The sequence below is a fragment of the Massilia alkalitolerans DSM 17462 genome, assembly GCF_000427785.1.
GTDB lineage: Bacteria > Pseudomonadota > Gammaproteobacteria > Burkholderiales > Burkholderiaceae_D > Telluria > Telluria alkalitolerans.
The window spans coordinates 411,757-428,020 of the sequence record NZ_ATYR01000002.1 but is presented as its reverse complement, the minus strand read 5'-3'; the positions used below and the strand labels follow the sequence as shown (position 1 = coordinate 428,020).

Genomic DNA, 16,264 nt, shown 5'->3' with positions numbered 1-16,264 from the left:
GTCAAATTGGGTTCCGGCCTTCGCCGGAACGACGTGCTGTAGGTACTGGCCGAAACAGCAACACTACTTCTCTGCGCTACCCCAAAAACCGTCATGCGCGCCACTGGCGCCCATGACTTCCGGCGAAGGCCGGAATCCAGTTCTTGGATGAGCAGAGCTCAGCGTTGGACAACGACCAGCAGCGCCTTCGCCTCCGTCTTCCCCGCATTCCTGATCACATGGTCATGGTCGGCCGGATACCTCGCCGTCCCCCCATGCTTGATCTTCTTCTTCTCCGGCCCCACCTCCAGTTCGATCGCCCCGGTAATGACGGTCAGGTGCTCGCTGGTCCCCGGATCGTGGGCCTGCGACTTCAGTTCGCCCCCGGGCGCCAGGGTCAGTTCGTACCATTCGTACTTGCCCGCCAGGTCCATCGGACCCAGGATGCGCAGCGAATAGCCGGCATGGGCGCCGGGCAGGGTGGGGGTCTCGTGGGCGTCGACCACGCGGATCAGGTCCACCGAGCGCACTTCGGACGAGAGCAGCTCGCCGATCTCCACACCCAGGGCATTTGCCAGGCGCCAGGTGATGGCGATGGTGGGGTTGGCCTTTTCGCGCTCGATCTGGGACAGCATCGACTTCGAGACCCCAGCGATGCGCGACAGGTCTTCCAGGGTCAGACCGCGGGCCAGGCGCAGGCGCTGTAGCGTGGCGCCAACTTCGGGCGGAGCGTTATTTGTTAGAGTTTTGCTCATTGACTTATTACTGCCTGAATATGCTTATGCTTGTCTTGCCAAGTTCATTAGCTGGGGGTAAGATTCAATATATTGAATTTTCGTTCGACATACAGAACTCGGTTCCATGAACCGAACGGGTCCAACGATACGACATTCGCCAACCACCGGTCAAGCCGGATCAAACCAGGGAGTGGAACACCATGAGCGACGGAGCATTCTATAGCGGCCTGCAATCGAAACTCGAGACGCTGCGCAGCGACGGCCTGTTCAAGCCGGAGCGCGTGATCGCCTCGCGCCAGGGTGCGGAAGTCGTGTCCCAGGACGGCCGCACGCTCATCAATATGTGCGCCAACAACTACCTCGGCCTGTCCGGCGACGAACAGACCTCCCAGGCCGCCGCGGCCGCGCTGGAAAAGTACGGCTACGGCCTGTCCTCGGTGCGCTTCATCTGCGGCACCCAGACCGTGCACAAGGAGCTGGAGCAGAAGCTGTCCGAGTTCCTCGGCACCGAAGACACCATCCTGTACGCGGCCGCCTTCGACGCCAACGGTGGCGTGTTCGAGCCGCTGTTCGACGAGAACGACGCGATCATCTCGGACGCCCTGAACCACGCCTCGATCATCGACGGCGTGCGCCTGTGCAAGGCGGCGCGCTACCGCTACGCCAACAACGACATGGCCGACCTGGAGAAGCAGCTGATCGCCGCGACGGAAGCCGGCAAGCGCCACAAGATCATCGTCACCGACGGCGTGTTCTCGATGGACGGCACGATCGCCCAGCTGGACAAGATCGTCGAGCTGGCCGAGAAGTACGGCGCCCTGACCATGATCGACGAATCGCACGCCTCGGGCTTCATGGGCAAGACCGGCCGCGGCACCCACGAGCACTGCGGCGTGATGGGTAGAATCGACATCATCACCGGCACCCTGGGCAAGGCCCTGGGCGGCGCGATGGGCGGCTTCACCTCGGGCCGCAAGGAAGTGATCGAGACCCTGCGCCAGAAGTCGCGTCCCTACCTGTTCTCGAACACCCTGGCGCCGATGATCGCCGGTGCTTCGCTGGCGGTGCTGGATCGCATCTCGAAGTCGACCGAGCTGCGCGACCGCCTGCATGAGAACACCGCCTACTTCCGCAAGGAGATCGAGCGCATCGGCTTCACCATCAAGCCGGGCACCCACCCGGTGGTGCCGGTCATGCTGTTCGAGGCGCCGATCGCCCAGAAGTTTGCGGCCCGCATGTTCGAGCTGGGCGTGCTGCTGTCGGGCTTCTTCTACCCGGTGGTACCGATGGGCCAGGCGCGCGTGCGCGTCCAGCTGTCGGCCGCGCACACCCGCGAGCAGCTCGACACCGTGCTGAAGGCTTTCGAGCAGGCCGGCAAAGAGCTGGGCATCCTCAAGAATAACTAAGATCTAGATCGGAACAACATGGAACGCATCCTCATCATCGGCGCCAACGGCCAGATCGGCAGCGAACTGGTCACCGCCCTGGCGGGACAGCACGGCGAACAGAACGTGATCGCCTCGGACATCGGCAGCACCAACATCTACTGCGCCGCGCGCTACACCCAGCTCGACGTGCTCGACCGCGAACGCCTGGCCGGGCTGATCGAGCAGGAAGGCATCACCCAGGTCTACCAGCTGGCGGCGCTGCTGTCGGCCACCGGCGAAAAGGCGCCGCTCAAGGCCTGGACGCTGAATATGGACGGCCTGCTCAACATCCTGGAAGTGGCGCGTGAGCGCCTCGAGGCGGGCAAACCGCTAAAGGTGTTCTGGCCGTCCTCGATCGCCGCCTTCGGCCCGAACACTCCGGCCGAGAACACGGCCCAGTACACGGTCATGGACCCGACCACGATCTACGGCATCAGCAAGCTGGCCGGTGAGCGCCTGTGCGAGTACTACCATAGCAAGTACGGCGTGGACGTGCGCTCGATCCGCTACCCGGGCATCATCAGCTTCAAGTCGCCTCCGGGCGGCGGCACCACCGACTACGCGATCGCCATTTTCCATTCGGCGCTCAAGGGCGAGACCTATGAATGCTTCCTGGGGCCGGAAACCACGCTGCCGATGATCTACATGCCGGACGCGATTCGTGCGACCATCGAGCTGATGGACGCGCCGGGCGAGAAAGTCGCGATCCGTTCCTCGTACAATGTCGCGGGCGTGTCCTTCAACCCGCGCGAACTGGCCGCCGCCATCCAGAAGGCCGTCCCGGGCTTCGAGATTGCCTACAAGCCGGACAGCCGCCAGCAGATCGCCGATACCTGGCCGAAGAGCCTGGACGACAGCCGCGCGACCCTCGATTGGGGCTGGAAGGCGCGCGTCAAGCTGGACGAGATGGTCGAGAGCATGCTGAAGAACATCGACGTGGGCATCACGGCCTGAGTCGCTTCACCCACAACACAATAATAAAAAACTGAAGAGTCGAGACAACGATGGACATGAGTGTTTTTGATCTGTTCAAGATCGGTATCGGGCCGTCGAGCTCCCACACGGTGGGACCGATGGTGGCGGCGCGCCGCTTCCTGCTGGAGTGCGGTTCGCTCGAGCAGGCAGTGGGCGTCGAGGCGCACCTGTACGGTTCGCTGGCCCTGACCGGCGTCGGCCACGCCACCGACAAGGCCGTGATCCTGGGCCTGATGGGCGAAACCCCGCAAGGCATCGACCCGGATACCGTCGAGGACAAGCTGGCCGAAGCCGAGATGGACGGCGTCTTGAAACTGCTGGGCGAGAAGGAAGTGCCGTTCCAGTACGCCACCGGCCTGGTATGGCACAAGCAGTCGACCTTGCCCGAACACCCGAACGGCATGAAGTTCGTGCTCAAGCTGGCGGACGGCAGCATCATCGAGCGCATCTACTACTCGGTGGGCGGCGGCTTCATCACCGCGGCGGGCGAAAGCCAGAACCGCGCGGGCGAGCCGGCGTCAAGGCAGGTACCTTTCCCCTTCAGCACCATGAGCGAGCTGCTGGCGCAGGGCAGGGAGCACGGCCTGTCGATCCCGCACATGCTGCGCGCGAACGAACTGGCGCGCATGAGCGAGCTCGACCTGGATGCGGGCCTGGACCGCATCTGGCAGGTCATGCACGACTGTATCGCCCACGGCCTGGTCACCGAAGGCCAGCTGCCGGGCGGCCTGAACGTCAAGCGCCGTGCGGCCAAGCTGTGGAAGCAGGCGCACTGCGTTGAGGGTAAACGCGTCAACGAGCTGCCGCATGATGCGACGCACCACGTGACCCTGTATGCGATGGCGGTCAACGAAGAAAACGCGGCCGGCGGCCGTGTCGTCACTGCCCCGACCAACGGCGCGGCCGGCATCATCCCGGCGGTGCTGCGCTACTACGCCGAAGACTGCCGCCCGAGCGACCCGGTGAAGGGCATCCGCGACTTCCTCTTGAGCTCCGCCGCGATCGGCATGCTGTGCAAGAAGAACGCGTCGATCTCTGGCGCCGAGATCGGCTGCCAGGGCGAGGTTGGCGTGGCCTGCGCGATGGCGGCGGCAGGCCTGGTGGCGGCCCTGGGCGGCTCCAACGAGCGCATCGAGAACGCCGCGGAGATCGGCATCGAGCACCACCTCGGCATGACCTGCGACCCGATCGGCGGGCTGGTGCAGATTCCCTGCATCGAGCGCAACGGCATGGGGGCGATCAAGGCGATCACCGCGGCCTCGCTGGCCCTGAAGGGCGACGGCACCCACTTCGTCAGCCTGGACAACGTGATCGAGACGATGCGCCAGACCGGCGCGGACATGCAGGTGAAGTACAAGGAGACCTCGCTGGGCGGTCTCGCCGTGCACGTGGTGACGGTCAATCACGCGGCCTGCTGAGCAAACTTGGGTCCCGGCCTGCGCCGGGACGACGTGCTGGTGTCACGGACTACGGAGTTGTGACCACTAGCCCTAAGTTCGTCATCCCGGCGAAGGCCGGGATCTAATTTGGCTCTGCAGCCACCAGCTTTTTTTGCAGCACAGCATACGAAGCGCTGGGGCGCTATAATAAAAGTTCAACTTTGGCCCCAACCGGATCCCGACCCGTATGCATTACGTCTCCACCCGCGCGACCAGCGCGTCCGCAGCACGCAATCCCCAGCGCTTTTCCGACATCCTGCTTGCGGGCCTCGCCCCGGACGGCGGTCTGTACCTTCCCGAAGCATACCCGCAGGTCACAGGCGAGGAACTGAATGCCTGGCGCACGCTCTCCTACGCCGAACTCGCCTACGAAATCCTGCGCAAGTTCGCCACCGACATCCCTGACGCCGACCTGCGCGCCCTGACCGCGAAGACCTACACCGCTGAGGTCTACCGCAACGCCAGGAGCGGCGAAGCAGCCGCCGACATCACCCCGCTGCGCGTGCTGGAAGACGGCGCAGGCGGCAAGCTGGTGCTGCAGGCCCTGTCGAACGGCCCGACCCTGGCCTTCAAGGACATGGCCATGCAGCTGCTCGGCAACCTGTTCGAGTACGCGCTGGCGAAGAACAACGACGAGCTGAACATTTTCGGAGCCACCTCCGGCGACACCGGCAGCGCCGCCGAGTATGCGATGCGCGGCAAGCGCGGCGTGCGCGTGTTCATGCTGTCCCCGCACAAGAAGATGAGCGCCTTCCAGACCGCGCAGATGTTCAGCCTGCAGGACCCGAACATCTTCAACATCGCCGTCGAAGGCGTGTTCGACGACTGCCAGGACATGGTCAAGGCGGTGTCCAATGACCTGTCCTTCAAGGCACGCCACAAGATCGGCACCGTCAACTCGATCAACTGGGCACGCGTGGTGGCCCAGGTGGTGTACTACTTCCGCGGCTACCTGGCGGCTACCACCAGTAACGACCAGAAAGTCTCGTTTACCGTCCCGTCGGGGAACTTCGGCAACATCTGCGCCGGCCACATCGCCCGCATGATGGGCCTGCCGATCGACAAGCTGGTTGCCGCCACCAACGAGAACGACGTGCTCGACGAATTCTTCCGTACAGGCAGGTACCGCGTGCGCAAGCCCGCCGAGACCTTCCACACCAGCAGCCCCTCGATGGACATCTCGAAGGCGTCCAACTTCGAGCGCTTCGTGTACGAACTGGTGGGCCGCGACGCCGAGCGCACCCATGCCTTGTTCCGCAAGGTCGACACCCAGGGCGGCTTCGACCTGTCGGGCGGGCCGGGCAGCGATGGCGACGAGTGGAAGCTGGTGGGCCAGTATGGCTTCGCCTCCGGCAAATCGACCCACACCGACCGTCTCGCGACCATCCGCGACGTGGCGGACGACTACGACATCACCATCGATACCCACACCGCCGACGGCATCAAGGTCGCGCGCGAACACATGCAGCCTGGCGTGCCCATGATCGTCTTGGAAACCGCGCTGGCCGCCAAATTCAACGAGACCATCCTGGAAGCGCTGGGCCAGGATGCCGAGCGCCCGGCCGGCTTCGAGGACATCGAGTCGCTGCCGCAGCGATTCGTCGTCATGCAGCCGAGCGTGGAGGCGATGAAGGCCTACATCGCACAGCACACGGGGCTGTGAGATGAAGCCGCCCATGCTGTCCGTGCGCGAGGCCCTGGGCCAGCTGCTCGACGCGGTGCGTCCGGTGTTTGATGCCGAGACGGTCCCGACCCTCGAGGCGAATGGTCGCGTGCTCGCCGAAGACCAGCTCGCGACCATCGACGTTCCCTCCGCCGACAACACCCAGATGGACGGCTACGCGGTGCGCGCGCTTGACTGCGAGAGCGGCAGCGCGACCCTGCGCGTGGCCCAGCGCATCCCGGCCGGCAGCGTCGGCGCGCCGCTGGAGGCCGGCACTGCCGCCCGTATCTTCACCGGCGCCCTGATTCCGCCGGGCGCCGACGCCGTCGTCATGCAGGAGCAGTGCGAGGCGGTGGGCGACAGCGTCACGGTGCGCCACGCGCCGCGTCCTGGGGAGTGGATCCGCCGTACCGGCGAGGATGTCGCCGCCGGCGCCGTGATCCTGCCGGCCGGCACCCGCCTGCGCAGCCAGGAGCTCGGCCTGGCCGCCTCGGTCGGCCTGGCCGAACTCCCGGTACTGCGCCGCGTGCGGGTCGCGGTATTCTTTACCGGCGACGAGCTGGCCATGCCGGGCGAGCCCTTGCAGCCGGGCGCCATCTACAACTCTAACCGCTTTACCCTGCGCGGCCTGCTGGAGAACTTCGGCTGCGCATTCACCGACTACGGCATCGTGCCGGATTCGCTGGACGCCACCCGCGCGACCCTGCGCGAGGCGGCCCGCGAGCACGACCTGATCATCACCTCGGGCGGCGTGTCGGTGGGCGAGGAAGACCACATCAAGCCCGCCGTCGAAGCGGAAGGGCAGCTGAACATGTGGCAGATCGCCGTCAAGCCGGGCAAGCCGCTGGCATTCGGCGAAATCCGCAGGAAGGATGGGAATTGCTTCTTTATCGGCCTGCCCGGCAATCCGGTTTCGAGCTTCATCACCTTCCTGCTGTTCGTGCGGCCCTTCCTGCTGCGCCTGCAGGGCGTGCGCGGCCCGGTGGAGCCACGCGGATACACCATGCGCGCCGACTTCACCCTGCCGAAGGGCGACCGCCGCAACGAGTTCCTGCGCGTGCGGGTGAACGCGGCCGGCGGCCTCGACCTGTTCCCCAACCAGGGCTCGGGCGTGCTGACCTCGACCGTCTGGGGCGATGGATTGGTGGACAACCCGCCGGGCCAGGCGATTCTCGAAGGCGACCTGGTGCGTTTCATTCCCTTCGCCGAACTGCAGCATTAGGATGCACATGAAGATCACATTGCGGTATTTTGCGTCGGTGCGCGAGCAGCTCGGCACCTCCCAGGAAAGCCTGGAGCTGCCGGAAGGCGTGGCGACCGTGGGAGCGGTGCGCACGCACCTGACTGCGCGCGGCGGCGTGTGGGCCGAAGCATTGGGAACGGACCGGGCGGTGCGCACGGCCCACCAGCAGGTGATGTGCGGACCGGACACCGTGGTGCAGGATGGCGCCGAAGTGGCATTCTTCCCGCCCGTGACGGGCGGCTAGGCCGGGCGCTGTAGCCGCCCAGCCGTTTGGAGCATCAGATCATCGCGATCGACTGCTCCGCCAGCGCCAGCAGCTTGGCGCAGTTCGCACTGCGCTCGGCATACTCGCGCCATGCATTGGTGCGCGCTACCGCCTGCCACTTGCGCAGCGCTTCCGCATTCAGGTCGACGATCTGGGCGCCGCTCTTGGCGTACACTGATGCCACCGCGGCGTCGTCCGCACGGGCGGCCTTGAGCGCGAAGGCTTCCATCTCGGCGCCCACCGCCATCACCGCCGCCTGCTGCTGCCTGGTGAGGCGGTCGAACACGGTGCGCGACATCATCAAGGGCTCGAACATGAACCAGTAGGCGCCGCCGCGCGCCGTGGTCAGGGCGCGCGCCGATTCCTGCAGGCGGAACGAGATCAGCGACGTCGAGGAGGTCAGTGCCGCGTCCAGCCTGCCCTCGCGCATGGCGGCCGGGATCTCGTTGGACGGCATGGTGGCCACGGTGGCGCCGGCGTCGAGCAGCAGGCGGTCCATTTCCGGCGAACCGCCGCGGACCTTGAGACCGGCGACATCTTCCGGATGCACGATCGGCTTGCCGGTTGATGCGACGCCGCCGGCCTGCCAGATCCAGCTGACCACGACCAGGCCCTGGTCGTTCAGGATGCGGGTCAGTTCGCGGCCGACCGGCGCATTCTTCCAGGCATAGCCCTGCTCGTACGAGGTGACCAGGCCCGGCATCAGGCCGATGTTGGCCTCCGGCGCCTCGGCGCCGGCATAGGACAGCGGCACCAGCGCCATGTCCAGGCCACCGCTGCGCAGCGCGCCGATCTGGGCGTTCGCGGCCATCAGGCTGGCGGCCGGATGGATCGAGAACTTGAGGCCGCCGCGGGTGCGCCGTTCGACGTTGGCCGCGAACATGCGGCACAAGCGGTCGCGGAAATCGCCTTCTGCCAGGCTGGCGCGCGGGAACTGGTGGGAGATCTTCAGGTTTGGTTGCGCCCATGCGGACTGCATCCAGAGTGGGCTGGACGCGATCGCGCCCAGCATCGTCCTACGGGACATTGCTGCCCTTGTCATTACCGACATACACATCCTCCAAGATGTTGAAACGGACTGCCTTGGCGAATCGTGGCCGACCTCGTCGAGCGGGCGCCATCGTTCGTTGTAGCGGGTACAAGAATATTCCTGTTACATGTATTGTCAAGCAGAATCTTATGGATATGACAAATGCATGCATACGCCAGGGCGGCAGTATCGCCTTGCCGCCCCGCGTCCGTCTTGATGCAGCTTGGAGGAAAAGCGCATCAGCGTTTGGTGTCGGGATGGCGGCACATCGCGCAGCTCGCGCCGCGGTCGGCGCGGTAGTAGCGCGAACCGATGAAGATGGCGGAGGCCATCAGCGACCAGGCCAGCGATTCGCGCCAGCCGGTCTCGAACGCCTCGCCGCGCAGGAACACGTCGATCGAGACCAGCAGGGCGAACATCGAGCCGGCCGCCAGCAGGTATTGTCCGCTCCAGTAGATCAGCTTTTGCATCAGGTTCTCCTTCGTGTTCACAGGTGTTTGAGGAAACGCCGGACTGCATCGGCCACGGCTTCGGGCTGGTCGACCATCGCGAAGTGGCGCGCCTTGTCGATGGCTTCGACTTCCAGGCGAGGGGTGCCGCTCATCAGCTCCTGATAATACGCCAGCTTGTCGGCGATGGTGATGTTATTCAGGACCACGGCGTCCGGCGCGAAGTAGGGCACCAGCATCAAGACCGGGGCCTTGACGTTTGCGAGGCCGGGGCGCAGGTCGCGCGACAGCACCGCGCCCATGTAGGCTGCGACAGCGCCCGGATCGCTGCGCGAGGTCAGCCTGGCCGCGTCGTCGGCCTTGCCCAGGTCGACCATGCCGATGCTGCGCATGTACTGGTGCTGCTGGGAGGCAAACGCAGGACCGGCCAGCGCAGCCATCTGCTTGCGGATGCCCTCGGCCATCGCAGCGCGCTGCTCCGGCGGCATGTCTTCGGTGCGCGGGAATACCGGCAGGCCGTCGATGGCAACCACGCCGCCCACCTGCTGGGGCAGGTCCTGGGCCAGCGCGAGCGCCAGCGTGGCTCCCAGGCTGTGGCCGATCACGACCGGCTTGGACAGCTTGCGTGACGCGATCAGCTCGGCGAGCGCGCCTTTGGCCGCATCGAAGGGATCGCCGTCCACCGCGGGGCGGCCGTCGAAGCCGGGCAGGGTCACGACGTAGACGGTGTGGGTCGGCGCGAAATCGCGCACCATCTGGCCCCATACCCAGCCCCCCGTGGCGAGGCCAGGGACCAGGATCAGCGGGCGCGCGCCATTGCCGTGGCGCTCGACCAGCATGCCCTTGATCTCGAAGCGCTCGGCGGGCGTCGGCTGGGCGGCGAAGCGGTTCGGCGCCTCGGTCGGGGCCTGGGCCGAGGCGGCGGGTACAAGGGTGGCGCCGGCCAGGCCGACGAGTAGTGCGAACAACAGGGATGCTTTCATGCTGACTCCTGGTCTGGGATGAAGATCGATTCGATCGGTAGTTGAAACAGCCTGGCAATCGCGAAGGCCAGCGGCAGGCTGGGGTCGTAGCGGCCGGTCTCGATCGCGTTCACGCTCTGGCGCGAGACGTCGAGCATGTCGGCCAGCTCGGCCTGGCTCCATCCGCGCTCGGCGCGGAGGGTTCGGATATGGTTGTTCATCGGTCAAGCAGCTTGCGCAACAGCTGGACCAGGATGGTGGCGCCGCACAGCACGCACCACACGGTAAACATCGACAGCTTCGGGTAGCCGGCCGTCTCCAGGAAGCCATAGCTGAAGGTCAGGCCGGCGGTGATGGCGGCGGCCAGGGCGACGTTTTCCAGCAGGCGCATGCGCAGGTATTCGTCGATCCGGCCGAAGTGGCGCGCGATCACCCACAGGGCGGCGCAGAAGCCGATCATCGGCGACAGCAGCACCAGCGTGCGCGCCAGGCCGTCTTCCATCGGGCGGCCCCAGCGGATCGCGGCGAACAGCAGGACCATGTACAGCCCGAGTGCGCCCATCAGTTCGCGGACGTAGACTTTTCCAACCCGCTTCTCATGCATGACATCCTCCGCAAAGTAAAGTATGCTTTACATCGTAGTCAAGCGAACTTGACATGTCAAGCTCCCTTTACATCGACTCCCGCATTTTATGCAGGCTGCAAACTCGACTACAATGCCGCTCCTTCGCCTTTCCCCGATATTGCCGATGAACCAGCCGTCCAACCCAAGCAAACGCGTCGCCGTGATCGGCGCCGGTCCCGCCGGCCTGATGGCCGCCGAAACCCTGGCCGCGGGCGGGGTGCAGGTCGACGTCTACGATGCGATGCCCTCGAGCGGCCGCAAGTTCCTGCTGGCCGGGAAGGGCGGCATGAACATCACCCATTCGGAGCCGCTGCCGGCCTTCCGCAGCCGCTACCGGGAGCGCGAGCGCGAAATCGGGCGCTGGCTGGACGGCTTCGACCCGCAGGCGGTGCGCGACTGGATCCATGGACTCGGCATCGACACCTTCGTCGGCAGCTCCGGACGCGTGTTCCCGCTCGAGATGAAAGCCGCGCCGCTGCTGCGCGCCTGGCTGCACCGCCTGCGCGAAGCGGGTGTGCGCTTCCACATGCGGCACCGCTGGCTGGGCTGGCAGGACGGCCGCCTGCGCATGGCCACGCCGGACGGCGAGATCCTGTTGGAGGCCGACGCCACCGTGCTGGCCCTGGGCGGCGCCAGCTGGGCGCGGCTCGGCTCCGACGGCGCCTGGGCGCCGCTGCTGGCCGAGCGCGGCGTCGAGGTGGCGCCCCTGGTCCCGTCCAACTGCGGCTTCGACGTCGACTGGAGCACGCACTTCAGGGAAAAACATGCGGGCGCGCCGCTGACGACCGTGGCGCTTGCCTGGCGCGGCGCAGGGGGCGCCCTGGAAAAGCGCCAGGGCCAGTTCGTCGTCACCGGGTCCGGCATCGAGGGTAGCCTGGTGTACGCCGTCTCGGCGCTGCTCCGCGACCAGATCGCGGCCGCGGGCAGCACCACCATCTGGCTCGACCTGCTGCCCGATCTCGACGAAGCGCGCGTGTTGGCCGAGGTGGCGCATCCGCGCGGCTCGCGCTCGATGTCGAGCCACCTGCAGGGGCGCCTCGGGATCAAGGGCGTGAAAGCCGGCCTGCTGCACGAATGCCTGTCGAAGGAAGCGTATGCCGACCCAGGCAGGGTGGCGCGGGCGCTCAAGGCCTTGCCGCTCGTGCTTATGCGCCCGCGCCCGATCGATGAGGCGATCAGCAGCGCGGGCGGGGTGCGTTTCGAGGCGCTGGACGGGAACAGTGCGATGCTGCGCGCGCTGCCGGGTGTGTTCGTGGCGGGAGAAATGCTCGACTGGGAAGCGCCGACCGGCGGCTACCTGCTGACCGCCTGCTTCGGCAGCGGGCGCGCCGCCGGGCGCGACGCGCTTGCGTTCCTGGAACCTACTCGCTGAAGGTGACCGAACCGCTGCCGGTGCGGCTGACGCTGCGCTCGGCCGGATTGCCGTTCACTTCGATGTCGCCGCTGCCCGAGATCGAGGCAGCGACGCTTTGGCGCGCATGCACCGTGCTGCGGCCCGAGCCGGTCTGGCTCACCTCGACCTTCTCGGCGCGCAGGTGGCGCGCATCGAGTTCGCCGGAACCGCTGGCATTGGCATGCAGTTCGCGGGTGCCGCCGACGATGGTCAGGTGGCCGGAACCGGTCAGCACGGCGTCGAAGCGCTCGATGCTTGGGCCCGCATTCAGGTCCAGTTCGCCGCTGCCGCTCAGGGCCGCGTCGACCTGGCGGAAGCGCCCGTTGAAGCGCAGGCTGCCGGAACCCTGCATGCGCGCTTCGATGCGCTCGCCGGAGAAGCCGTTGACGGTGCTGTCGCCGCTGCCGTCGATCTTGACGCTGTCCAGGCGCGGGAGCACCAGTTCCACCTGCAGCGGGCGGCGATGGCCCAGCACCATGCCGCGGATGCCGATGTGCAGGACCTCGCCATCGGCATTCACGTCGACGTTGTTGAGCAGGCGCGCCTCGCCGCGCACCTCGAGCGAGGGCGCCGCGCCGTAGCGCACGTTCAGGTCGATCGGTCCATCCAGGTCGATCGCCTTGACGCCCGCCGGCACCTCGCGCTTCTCGCTGCTCACCTGGCGCCCTTCGCTGGCCGCGGCCACGCCATTGGCGCGCAGCGCCGCATAGCTCAGGCCAATCAGGACGAAGGCCAGCATCAGGAGACTGAATCCGACTTTCAGCAATGCGCGCATGTTCAGGCTCCCCGTAGCAGCGACAGGTTCATCCTGACGTAGCGCTTCAGGCCGATGAAGGTGTACTTGGTGATGACCAGCGACAGCAGGAACAGCAGGATCCCGCCGAGCACCATGGCGAAGCCGACCAGGGTCTGGGTGGTGCGCGATTCGCCGTCCATGTCGGTGCTGATCTGAATGCCGGCGTCGGCGACCTTCTCGGCGCGGCGGATGACGATCGAGGACTTGGCCACGTCGGCCGGGTCGTCGGCGCCGGCGCTGTCTTCCTGCGGCTCGTCCTCGTAGACGTGAATGCCCTGCTTGCCGATCGAGACCCGGGTGCGGCTGTTCTCGACCGTCTCGCGGCGCTCGCCGTCGGCCATGACTTCGATCCGGTGCAGCGGATTGTTCAACACCAGCTCATTGGCGCCGGCCAGGCCGCTCGCGGTGATCGCGATGCCCGACACGTAGAAGCCGAGCGCGGTGCCGTAGACCGCCACCAGCAGCGAGGCATACACGGCCGCCGGGATCGCCATGAACAGGTTGAAGACCAGCAAGCCAACGCCGGCGACCAGCATGCGCACGGCGTTGGCAGGGGACTTCTTTTCCTTGAACGCGTCCATGTGGGCGTTGGCGCGCAGCGTCACCGCGATTTTCCGCGGGTCGTCGAGTTCTTCGGCGATGCTGGCCTCGCTGCGGCCCGCTGCCACGCCGTCGACGAAGCGCTGCTCATACCAGGCCAGGGTCTTGGCCTGGATCTCCGGCGGCAGGCCGCCCAGGGCCCGCTTGAGCGCGTCGAGATATTCCAGTTTGCCCATGCTGCGGTTCCGATCAGTGATGATTGAGCGCCGGGATTGCGCCGATCGCCAGTGCGGTGTCGCGCTTGCTGCCGCCGATGAGTTCGGGCTCGACCAGGACGGCGGTGCTGAAGGCCACGACGGCCACCAGGGCCAGGGCGCGCACACCGAGTTCGAAGTTGCTCATCTTGTTCATGTTCTTGTTCAATCCGTAAGGCCTGTTTCGATGCTGCTACTTTACGGAAGTCGGCCCCTGGCCGCCATCGGTGTGCGACAGTCTGCGTTTTTCTGGGGGCAGCTTGCCGTAGGCACGGATAAGCGTGGCGGCCGCCACGCCGCTCCGCACCGCGGTCTCGAGCGTCGCCGGGTAGTCACCGGCCGTGTAGTCGCCCGCCAGCACCACGCCGGGCAGGGGTGTTTCATTGCCGGGTCGGACCAGTCCCGGGGTACAGGAAAAGGTCGCACGCTTCTCGGTGATCACCCGGGTCCATTGCGGTGTGGCCAGCTCCGGGCGGCGCAGGTCGTGCGCCAGCTGGGCCGCGATCATCTTGCCGAGCGCCCCCTGGTCGAGCGCTGCCGCCTCGGCGGCGGCGCTGACCACCACCGCCAGCAGCCCCGGCTGGGTGGCATCGAGCTGGCCCCGGTCGAAGGCGAACTGGCCCCAGCGCCCCTGCGCCGGATCGTCGAGCAGGGCGTAGAAGGGCAGCTCGAGGCGAACCGACGGATCGTATGCCAGGTAGCAGGTCGCGATCGGCTCGTAGGCCAGCGCGGCCAGCTGCGCGGCCACGTCCTGCGCGTGCGGCGCCAGGATGGCGGCCGACTGGGTGGCGGGCGTGGCCAGCACCAGCGCGTCGAATTCGGCATCGAAGCCGCCCAGGGCGAGCCGCCAGCCGCTGTCGGTGGGCGCGGCGGCCGTGAGTTTGCACCCCAGGCGCACCTCGCCGCCATGCTGCTCGACGAAGCGCGCCGCCGCCTGCGGGAACAGGGCGCCCATGTCCAGGCGCGGCAGCAGCATGTCCGAGGCCGCGCGCCGCTTCGCCCCCAGGCTGTCGCGCAGCACCGCCAGGAACACCTTGGCCGAGGCGCGTTCCGGCGGCGTGTTGAGCGCGGCGATGCACAGCGGATGCCACAGCAGGCGGTTCAGGCGCGGGGTCTGGTCGAAGCGCTCGAGCAGTTCGTCGACCGTGCAGTCGTCGTACAGCACCCAGCCCATCGTGCGCGCCGCGGTGGTGAAGCGGGCCAGGGCCAGCTTGTCGGCGCGCGCCAGTCCCTTGGCGCGCACCAGGGCGCCAAGCAGGTGCAGCGGCGCCGGCCAGCGCGGAGCGACGAAGTCCATGCCGCCGCTGCCCTCGGGATAGCGCATCTGCACGGGCAGGCGCAGCAGGGCCTGGTCCGGATCGATGCCGACCCGGGCCAGCTGGCGCAGGGTTTCGCCATAGGCGCCCAGCAGGATGTGCTGGCCGTTGTCGAGCATCTTTCCCCCCACCTCGACGGCGCGCGCGCGGCCGCCGAGGCTGCGCGCGGCCTCCACCAGGGTGACCCGGGCGCCGCCGGCCGCCAGTTCGACCGCGGCGGCGCAGCCGGCCCAGCCGCCGCCGGCCACGGCGACCCGCAGGCCGCCGCTGTCAGGTGCGGACATAGGTCTTCCAGGCCAGCCACAGCTTGCGCAGCGGCGTGAGCGAGATGCGTTGGTTCAGCACCTGGAAGTTGTCGTGCGCGATCTCGTTGAGCAGGGTGCGGTAGATGGCGGCCATCATCAGGCCGGGACGCTGGGCGCGCCGGTCCTGTTTCGGCAGCAGGGCCAGGGCCTCGTCGTAGGTGCGCTGGGCGCGTTCATTTTGAAAGCGCATCAGGGCCTCGAACTTCTCGCTGTGGCGGAAGTTGAGGATGTCGGCGGCCGTTACGTTGAACTGCTGCAGCTCGTTGACCGGGATGTAGATGCGGCCCTTGCGCGCATCGTCGCCGACGTCGCGGATGATGTTGGTCAGCTGGAAGGCCAGGCCGAGCTTCTCGGCATAGGCCAGGGTCTCCGGCCTGGTGTAGCCGAAGATGCTGGCCGACAGGATGCCGACCACGCCGGCCACCCGCCAGCAGTACTTCTGCAGGCCGGCGAAGTCGAGGTAGCGGCTCTGGTCGAGGTCCATCTCCATGCCGTCGATGACCGCCTGCAGGTGCTGTTCTTCCAGCTTGTAGGTCGCAACATGGGGCTGCAGCGCCTGGGTGACCGGGTGCGTCGGCGAGCCCTTGTACATGGTCGAGACTTCGGTGCGCCACCAGGCCAGCTTGATGCGCGCGACCGACGCATCGGAAGTTTCGTCGACGGTGTCGTCGACCTCGCGGCAGAAGGCGTACAGCGCGGTGATCGCGCGGCGGCGCTCCGGCGGCAGGAACAGGAAGCTGTAGTAGAAGCTGGAGCCGCTTTGGACCGTCTTTTGCTGGCAGTATTCGTCGGGGGACATGTATTGTTTGTTTTGTTGCTGATTGCTGAGGCGAATCCGCTATCTTAGCCGATGCGGATAGCGTTGC

Annotated in this window: 18 protein-coding genes; 7 read left to right on the top strand and 11 right to left on the bottom strand. The window is 66.7% G+C overall.

Annotated features, from left to right (window positions below; translation table 11 throughout):
- Positions 1-158: 158 nt before the first annotated feature.
- Positions 159-734, bottom strand: a complete 576-nt coding sequence (locus tag YWC_RS0103845; RefSeq protein ID WP_027864191.1) for a helix-turn-helix domain-containing protein — start codon at positions 732-734, stop codon at positions 159-161.
- 182 nt (positions 735-916) lie between these two features.
- Here YWC_RS0103845 and YWC_RS0103840 point away from each other — a divergent pair, with 182 nt between their 5' ends.
- The 6 genes from YWC_RS0103840 to moaD all read left to right on the top strand — a co-directional run bounded on the left by YWC_RS0103840 (position 917) and on the right by moaD (position 7,707).
- Positions 917-2,122 (top strand): glycine C-acetyltransferase, encoded by a 1,206-nt coding sequence (locus YWC_RS0103840; RefSeq protein ID WP_027864190.1) that lies wholly within the window; start codon positions 917-919, stop codon positions 2,120-2,122.
- 18 nt (positions 2,123-2,140) lie between these two features.
- Positions 2,141-3,097 (top strand): NAD-dependent epimerase/dehydratase family protein, encoded by a 957-nt coding sequence (locus tag YWC_RS0103835; protein WP_027864189.1) that lies wholly within the window; start codon positions 2,141-2,143, stop codon positions 3,095-3,097.
- Between the two features lie 50 nt (positions 3,098-3,147).
- Positions 3,148-4,536: an L-serine ammonia-lyase gene (locus tag YWC_RS0103830; RefSeq protein ID WP_027864188.1), complete on the top strand. Its 1,389-nt coding sequence runs from the start codon at positions 3,148-3,150 to the stop codon at positions 4,534-4,536.
- 208 nt (positions 4,537-4,744) lie between these two features.
- Positions 4,745-6,220: a threonine synthase gene (gene thrC, locus YWC_RS0103825; protein WP_027864187.1), complete on the top strand. Its 1,476-nt coding sequence runs from the start codon at positions 4,745-4,747 to the stop codon at positions 6,218-6,220.
- 13 nt (positions 6,221-6,233) lie between these two features.
- Positions 6,234-7,442 carry a molybdopterin molybdotransferase MoeA gene (locus tag YWC_RS0103820; RefSeq protein ID WP_027864186.1) on the top strand — a complete coding sequence of 403 codons (1,209 nt, stop codon included), beginning with the start codon at positions 6,234-6,236 and terminating at the stop codon, positions 7,440-7,442.
- A gap of 7 nt (positions 7,443-7,449) precedes the next feature.
- On the top strand, positions 7,450-7,707 hold the full coding sequence (gene moaD, locus YWC_RS0103815; RefSeq protein ID WP_027864185.1) for a molybdopterin converting factor subunit 1: 258 nt from the start codon (positions 7,450-7,452) through the stop codon (positions 7,705-7,707).
- A gap of 34 nt (positions 7,708-7,741) precedes the next feature.
- Here moaD and dctP read toward each other — a convergent pair whose 3' ends face one another.
- The 5 genes from dctP to YWC_RS0103790 form a co-directional block, all read right to left on the bottom strand.
- Positions 7,742-8,755 (bottom strand): TRAP transporter substrate-binding protein DctP, encoded by a 1,014-nt coding sequence (dctP, locus tag YWC_RS0103810; RefSeq protein WP_229413000.1) that lies wholly within the window; start codon positions 8,753-8,755, stop codon positions 7,742-7,744.
- A gap of 242 nt (positions 8,756-8,997) precedes the next feature.
- Positions 8,998-9,228, bottom strand: a complete 231-nt coding sequence (locus YWC_RS0103805) for a hypothetical protein (RefSeq protein WP_027864183.1) — start codon at positions 9,226-9,228, stop codon at positions 8,998-9,000.
- A 17-nt stretch (positions 9,229-9,245) separates the two neighbouring features.
- Positions 9,246-10,190 (bottom strand): alpha/beta fold hydrolase, encoded by a 945-nt coding sequence (locus YWC_RS0103800; RefSeq protein ID WP_027864182.1) that lies wholly within the window; start codon positions 10,188-10,190, stop codon positions 9,246-9,248.
- Positions 10,187-10,390: a helix-turn-helix transcriptional regulator gene (locus YWC_RS0103795; RefSeq protein ID WP_027864181.1), complete on the bottom strand. Its 204-nt coding sequence runs from the start codon at positions 10,388-10,390 to the stop codon at positions 10,187-10,189. Before YWC_RS0103795 ends, YWC_RS0103800 begins: the two co-directional genes overlap by 4 nt.
- On the bottom strand, positions 10,387-10,773 hold the full coding sequence (locus YWC_RS0103790) for a hypothetical protein (RefSeq protein WP_027864180.1): 387 nt from the start codon (positions 10,771-10,773) through the stop codon (positions 10,387-10,389). The genes YWC_RS0103795 and YWC_RS0103790 overlap by 4 nt, the downstream gene beginning before the upstream one ends.
- Positions 10,774-10,918: 145 nt before the next feature.
- Between YWC_RS0103790 and YWC_RS28160 the strand changes: the two genes are divergently transcribed.
- Complete coding sequence (locus YWC_RS28160) at positions 10,919-12,166, top strand: TIGR03862 family flavoprotein (protein ID WP_036212850.1); 1,248 nt, start codon at positions 10,919-10,921, stop codon at positions 12,164-12,166.
- Here the strand turns inward: YWC_RS28160 and YWC_RS0103780 are convergent.
- The 5 genes from YWC_RS0103780 to hpnD are packed head-to-tail and all read right to left on the bottom strand — an operon-like array spanning position 12,156 to position 16,197.
- Positions 12,156-12,962 (bottom strand): head GIN domain-containing protein, encoded by an 807-nt coding sequence (locus YWC_RS0103780; protein WP_027864179.1) that lies wholly within the window; start codon positions 12,960-12,962, stop codon positions 12,156-12,158. The two genes, YWC_RS28160 and YWC_RS0103780, sit on opposite strands and share 11 nt — an antisense overlap.
- A gap of 2 nt (positions 12,963-12,964) precedes the next feature.
- Positions 12,965-13,759 (bottom strand): DUF1700 domain-containing protein, encoded by a 795-nt coding sequence (locus tag YWC_RS0103775; RefSeq protein WP_027864178.1) that lies wholly within the window; start codon positions 13,757-13,759, stop codon positions 12,965-12,967.
- Between the two features lie 13 nt (positions 13,760-13,772).
- Positions 13,773-13,934 carry a hypothetical protein gene (locus YWC_RS32630; protein ID WP_156923462.1) on the bottom strand — a complete coding sequence of 54 codons (162 nt, stop codon included), beginning with the start codon at positions 13,932-13,934 and terminating at the stop codon, positions 13,773-13,775.
- A 36-nt stretch (positions 13,935-13,970) separates the two neighbouring features.
- A complete protein-coding gene (hpnE, locus tag YWC_RS28155) occupies positions 13,971-15,377 on the bottom strand; it encodes a hydroxysqualene dehydroxylase HpnE (RefSeq protein ID WP_036212847.1) in 1,407 nt (468 codons plus the stop codon).
- A complete protein-coding gene (gene hpnD, locus YWC_RS0103760; RefSeq protein ID WP_027864177.1) occupies positions 15,364-16,197 on the bottom strand; it encodes a presqualene diphosphate synthase HpnD in 834 nt (277 codons plus the stop codon). The genes hpnE and hpnD overlap by 14 nt, the downstream gene beginning before the upstream one ends.
- Between the last annotated feature and the right edge of the window lie 67 nt (positions 16,198-16,264).

Coding starts and splice junctions, on each gene's coding strand:
- YWC_RS0103805 (WP_027864183.1), bottom strand. CDS start 9,228: ATGCAAAAGCTGATCTACTGGAGCGGACAATACCTGCTGGCGGCCGGC.
- YWC_RS0103835 (WP_027864189.1), top strand. CDS start 2,141: ATGGAACGCATCCTCATCATCGGCGCCAACGGCCAGATCGGCAGCGAA.
- YWC_RS0103800 (WP_027864182.1), bottom strand. CDS start 10,190: ATGAAAGCATCCCTGTTGTTCGCACTACTCGTCGGCCTGGCCGGCGCC.
- YWC_RS0103780 (WP_027864179.1), bottom strand. CDS start 12,962: ATGCGCGCATTGCTGAAAGTCGGATTCAGTCTCCTGATGCTGGCCTTC.
- YWC_RS0103830 (WP_027864188.1), top strand. CDS start 3,148: ATGGACATGAGTGTTTTTGATCTGTTCAAGATCGGTATCGGGCCGTCG.
- thrC (WP_027864187.1), top strand. CDS start 4,745: ATGCATTACGTCTCCACCCGCGCGACCAGCGCGTCCGCAGCACGCAAT.
- YWC_RS0103795 (WP_027864181.1), bottom strand. CDS start 10,390: ATGAACAACCATATCCGAACCCTCCGCGCCGAGCGCGGATGGAGCCAG.
- YWC_RS0103840 (WP_027864190.1), top strand. CDS start 917: ATGAGCGACGGAGCATTCTATAGCGGCCTGCAATCGAAACTCGAGACG.
- YWC_RS28160 (WP_036212850.1), top strand. CDS start 10,919: ATGAACCAGCCGTCCAACCCAAGCAAACGCGTCGCCGTGATCGGCGCC.
- dctP (WP_229413000.1), bottom strand. CDS start 8,755: ATGTCCCGTAGGACGATGCTGGGCGCGATCGCGTCCAGCCCACTCTGG.
- hpnD (WP_027864177.1), bottom strand. CDS start 16,197: ATGTCCCCCGACGAATACTGCCAGCAAAAGACGGTCCAAAGCGGCTCC.
- YWC_RS0103790 (WP_027864180.1), bottom strand. CDS start 10,773: ATGCATGAGAAGCGGGTTGGAAAAGTCTACGTCCGCGAACTGATGGGC.
- YWC_RS0103775 (WP_027864178.1), bottom strand. CDS start 13,759: ATGGGCAAACTGGAATATCTCGACGCGCTCAAGCGGGCCCTGGGCGGC.
- moaD (WP_027864185.1), top strand. CDS start 7,450: ATGAAGATCACATTGCGGTATTTTGCGTCGGTGCGCGAGCAGCTCGGC.
- YWC_RS0103820 (WP_027864186.1), top strand. CDS start 6,234: ATGCTGTCCGTGCGCGAGGCCCTGGGCCAGCTGCTCGACGCGGTGCGT.
- YWC_RS32630 (WP_156923462.1), bottom strand. CDS start 13,934: ATGAACAAGATGAGCAACTTCGAACTCGGTGTGCGCGCCCTGGCCCTG.
- hpnE (WP_036212847.1), bottom strand. CDS start 15,377: ATGTCCGCACCTGACAGCGGCGGCCTGCGGGTCGCCGTGGCCGGCGGC.
- YWC_RS0103845 (WP_027864191.1), bottom strand. CDS start 734: ATGAGCAAAACTCTAACAAATAACGCTCCGCCCGAAGTTGGCGCCACG.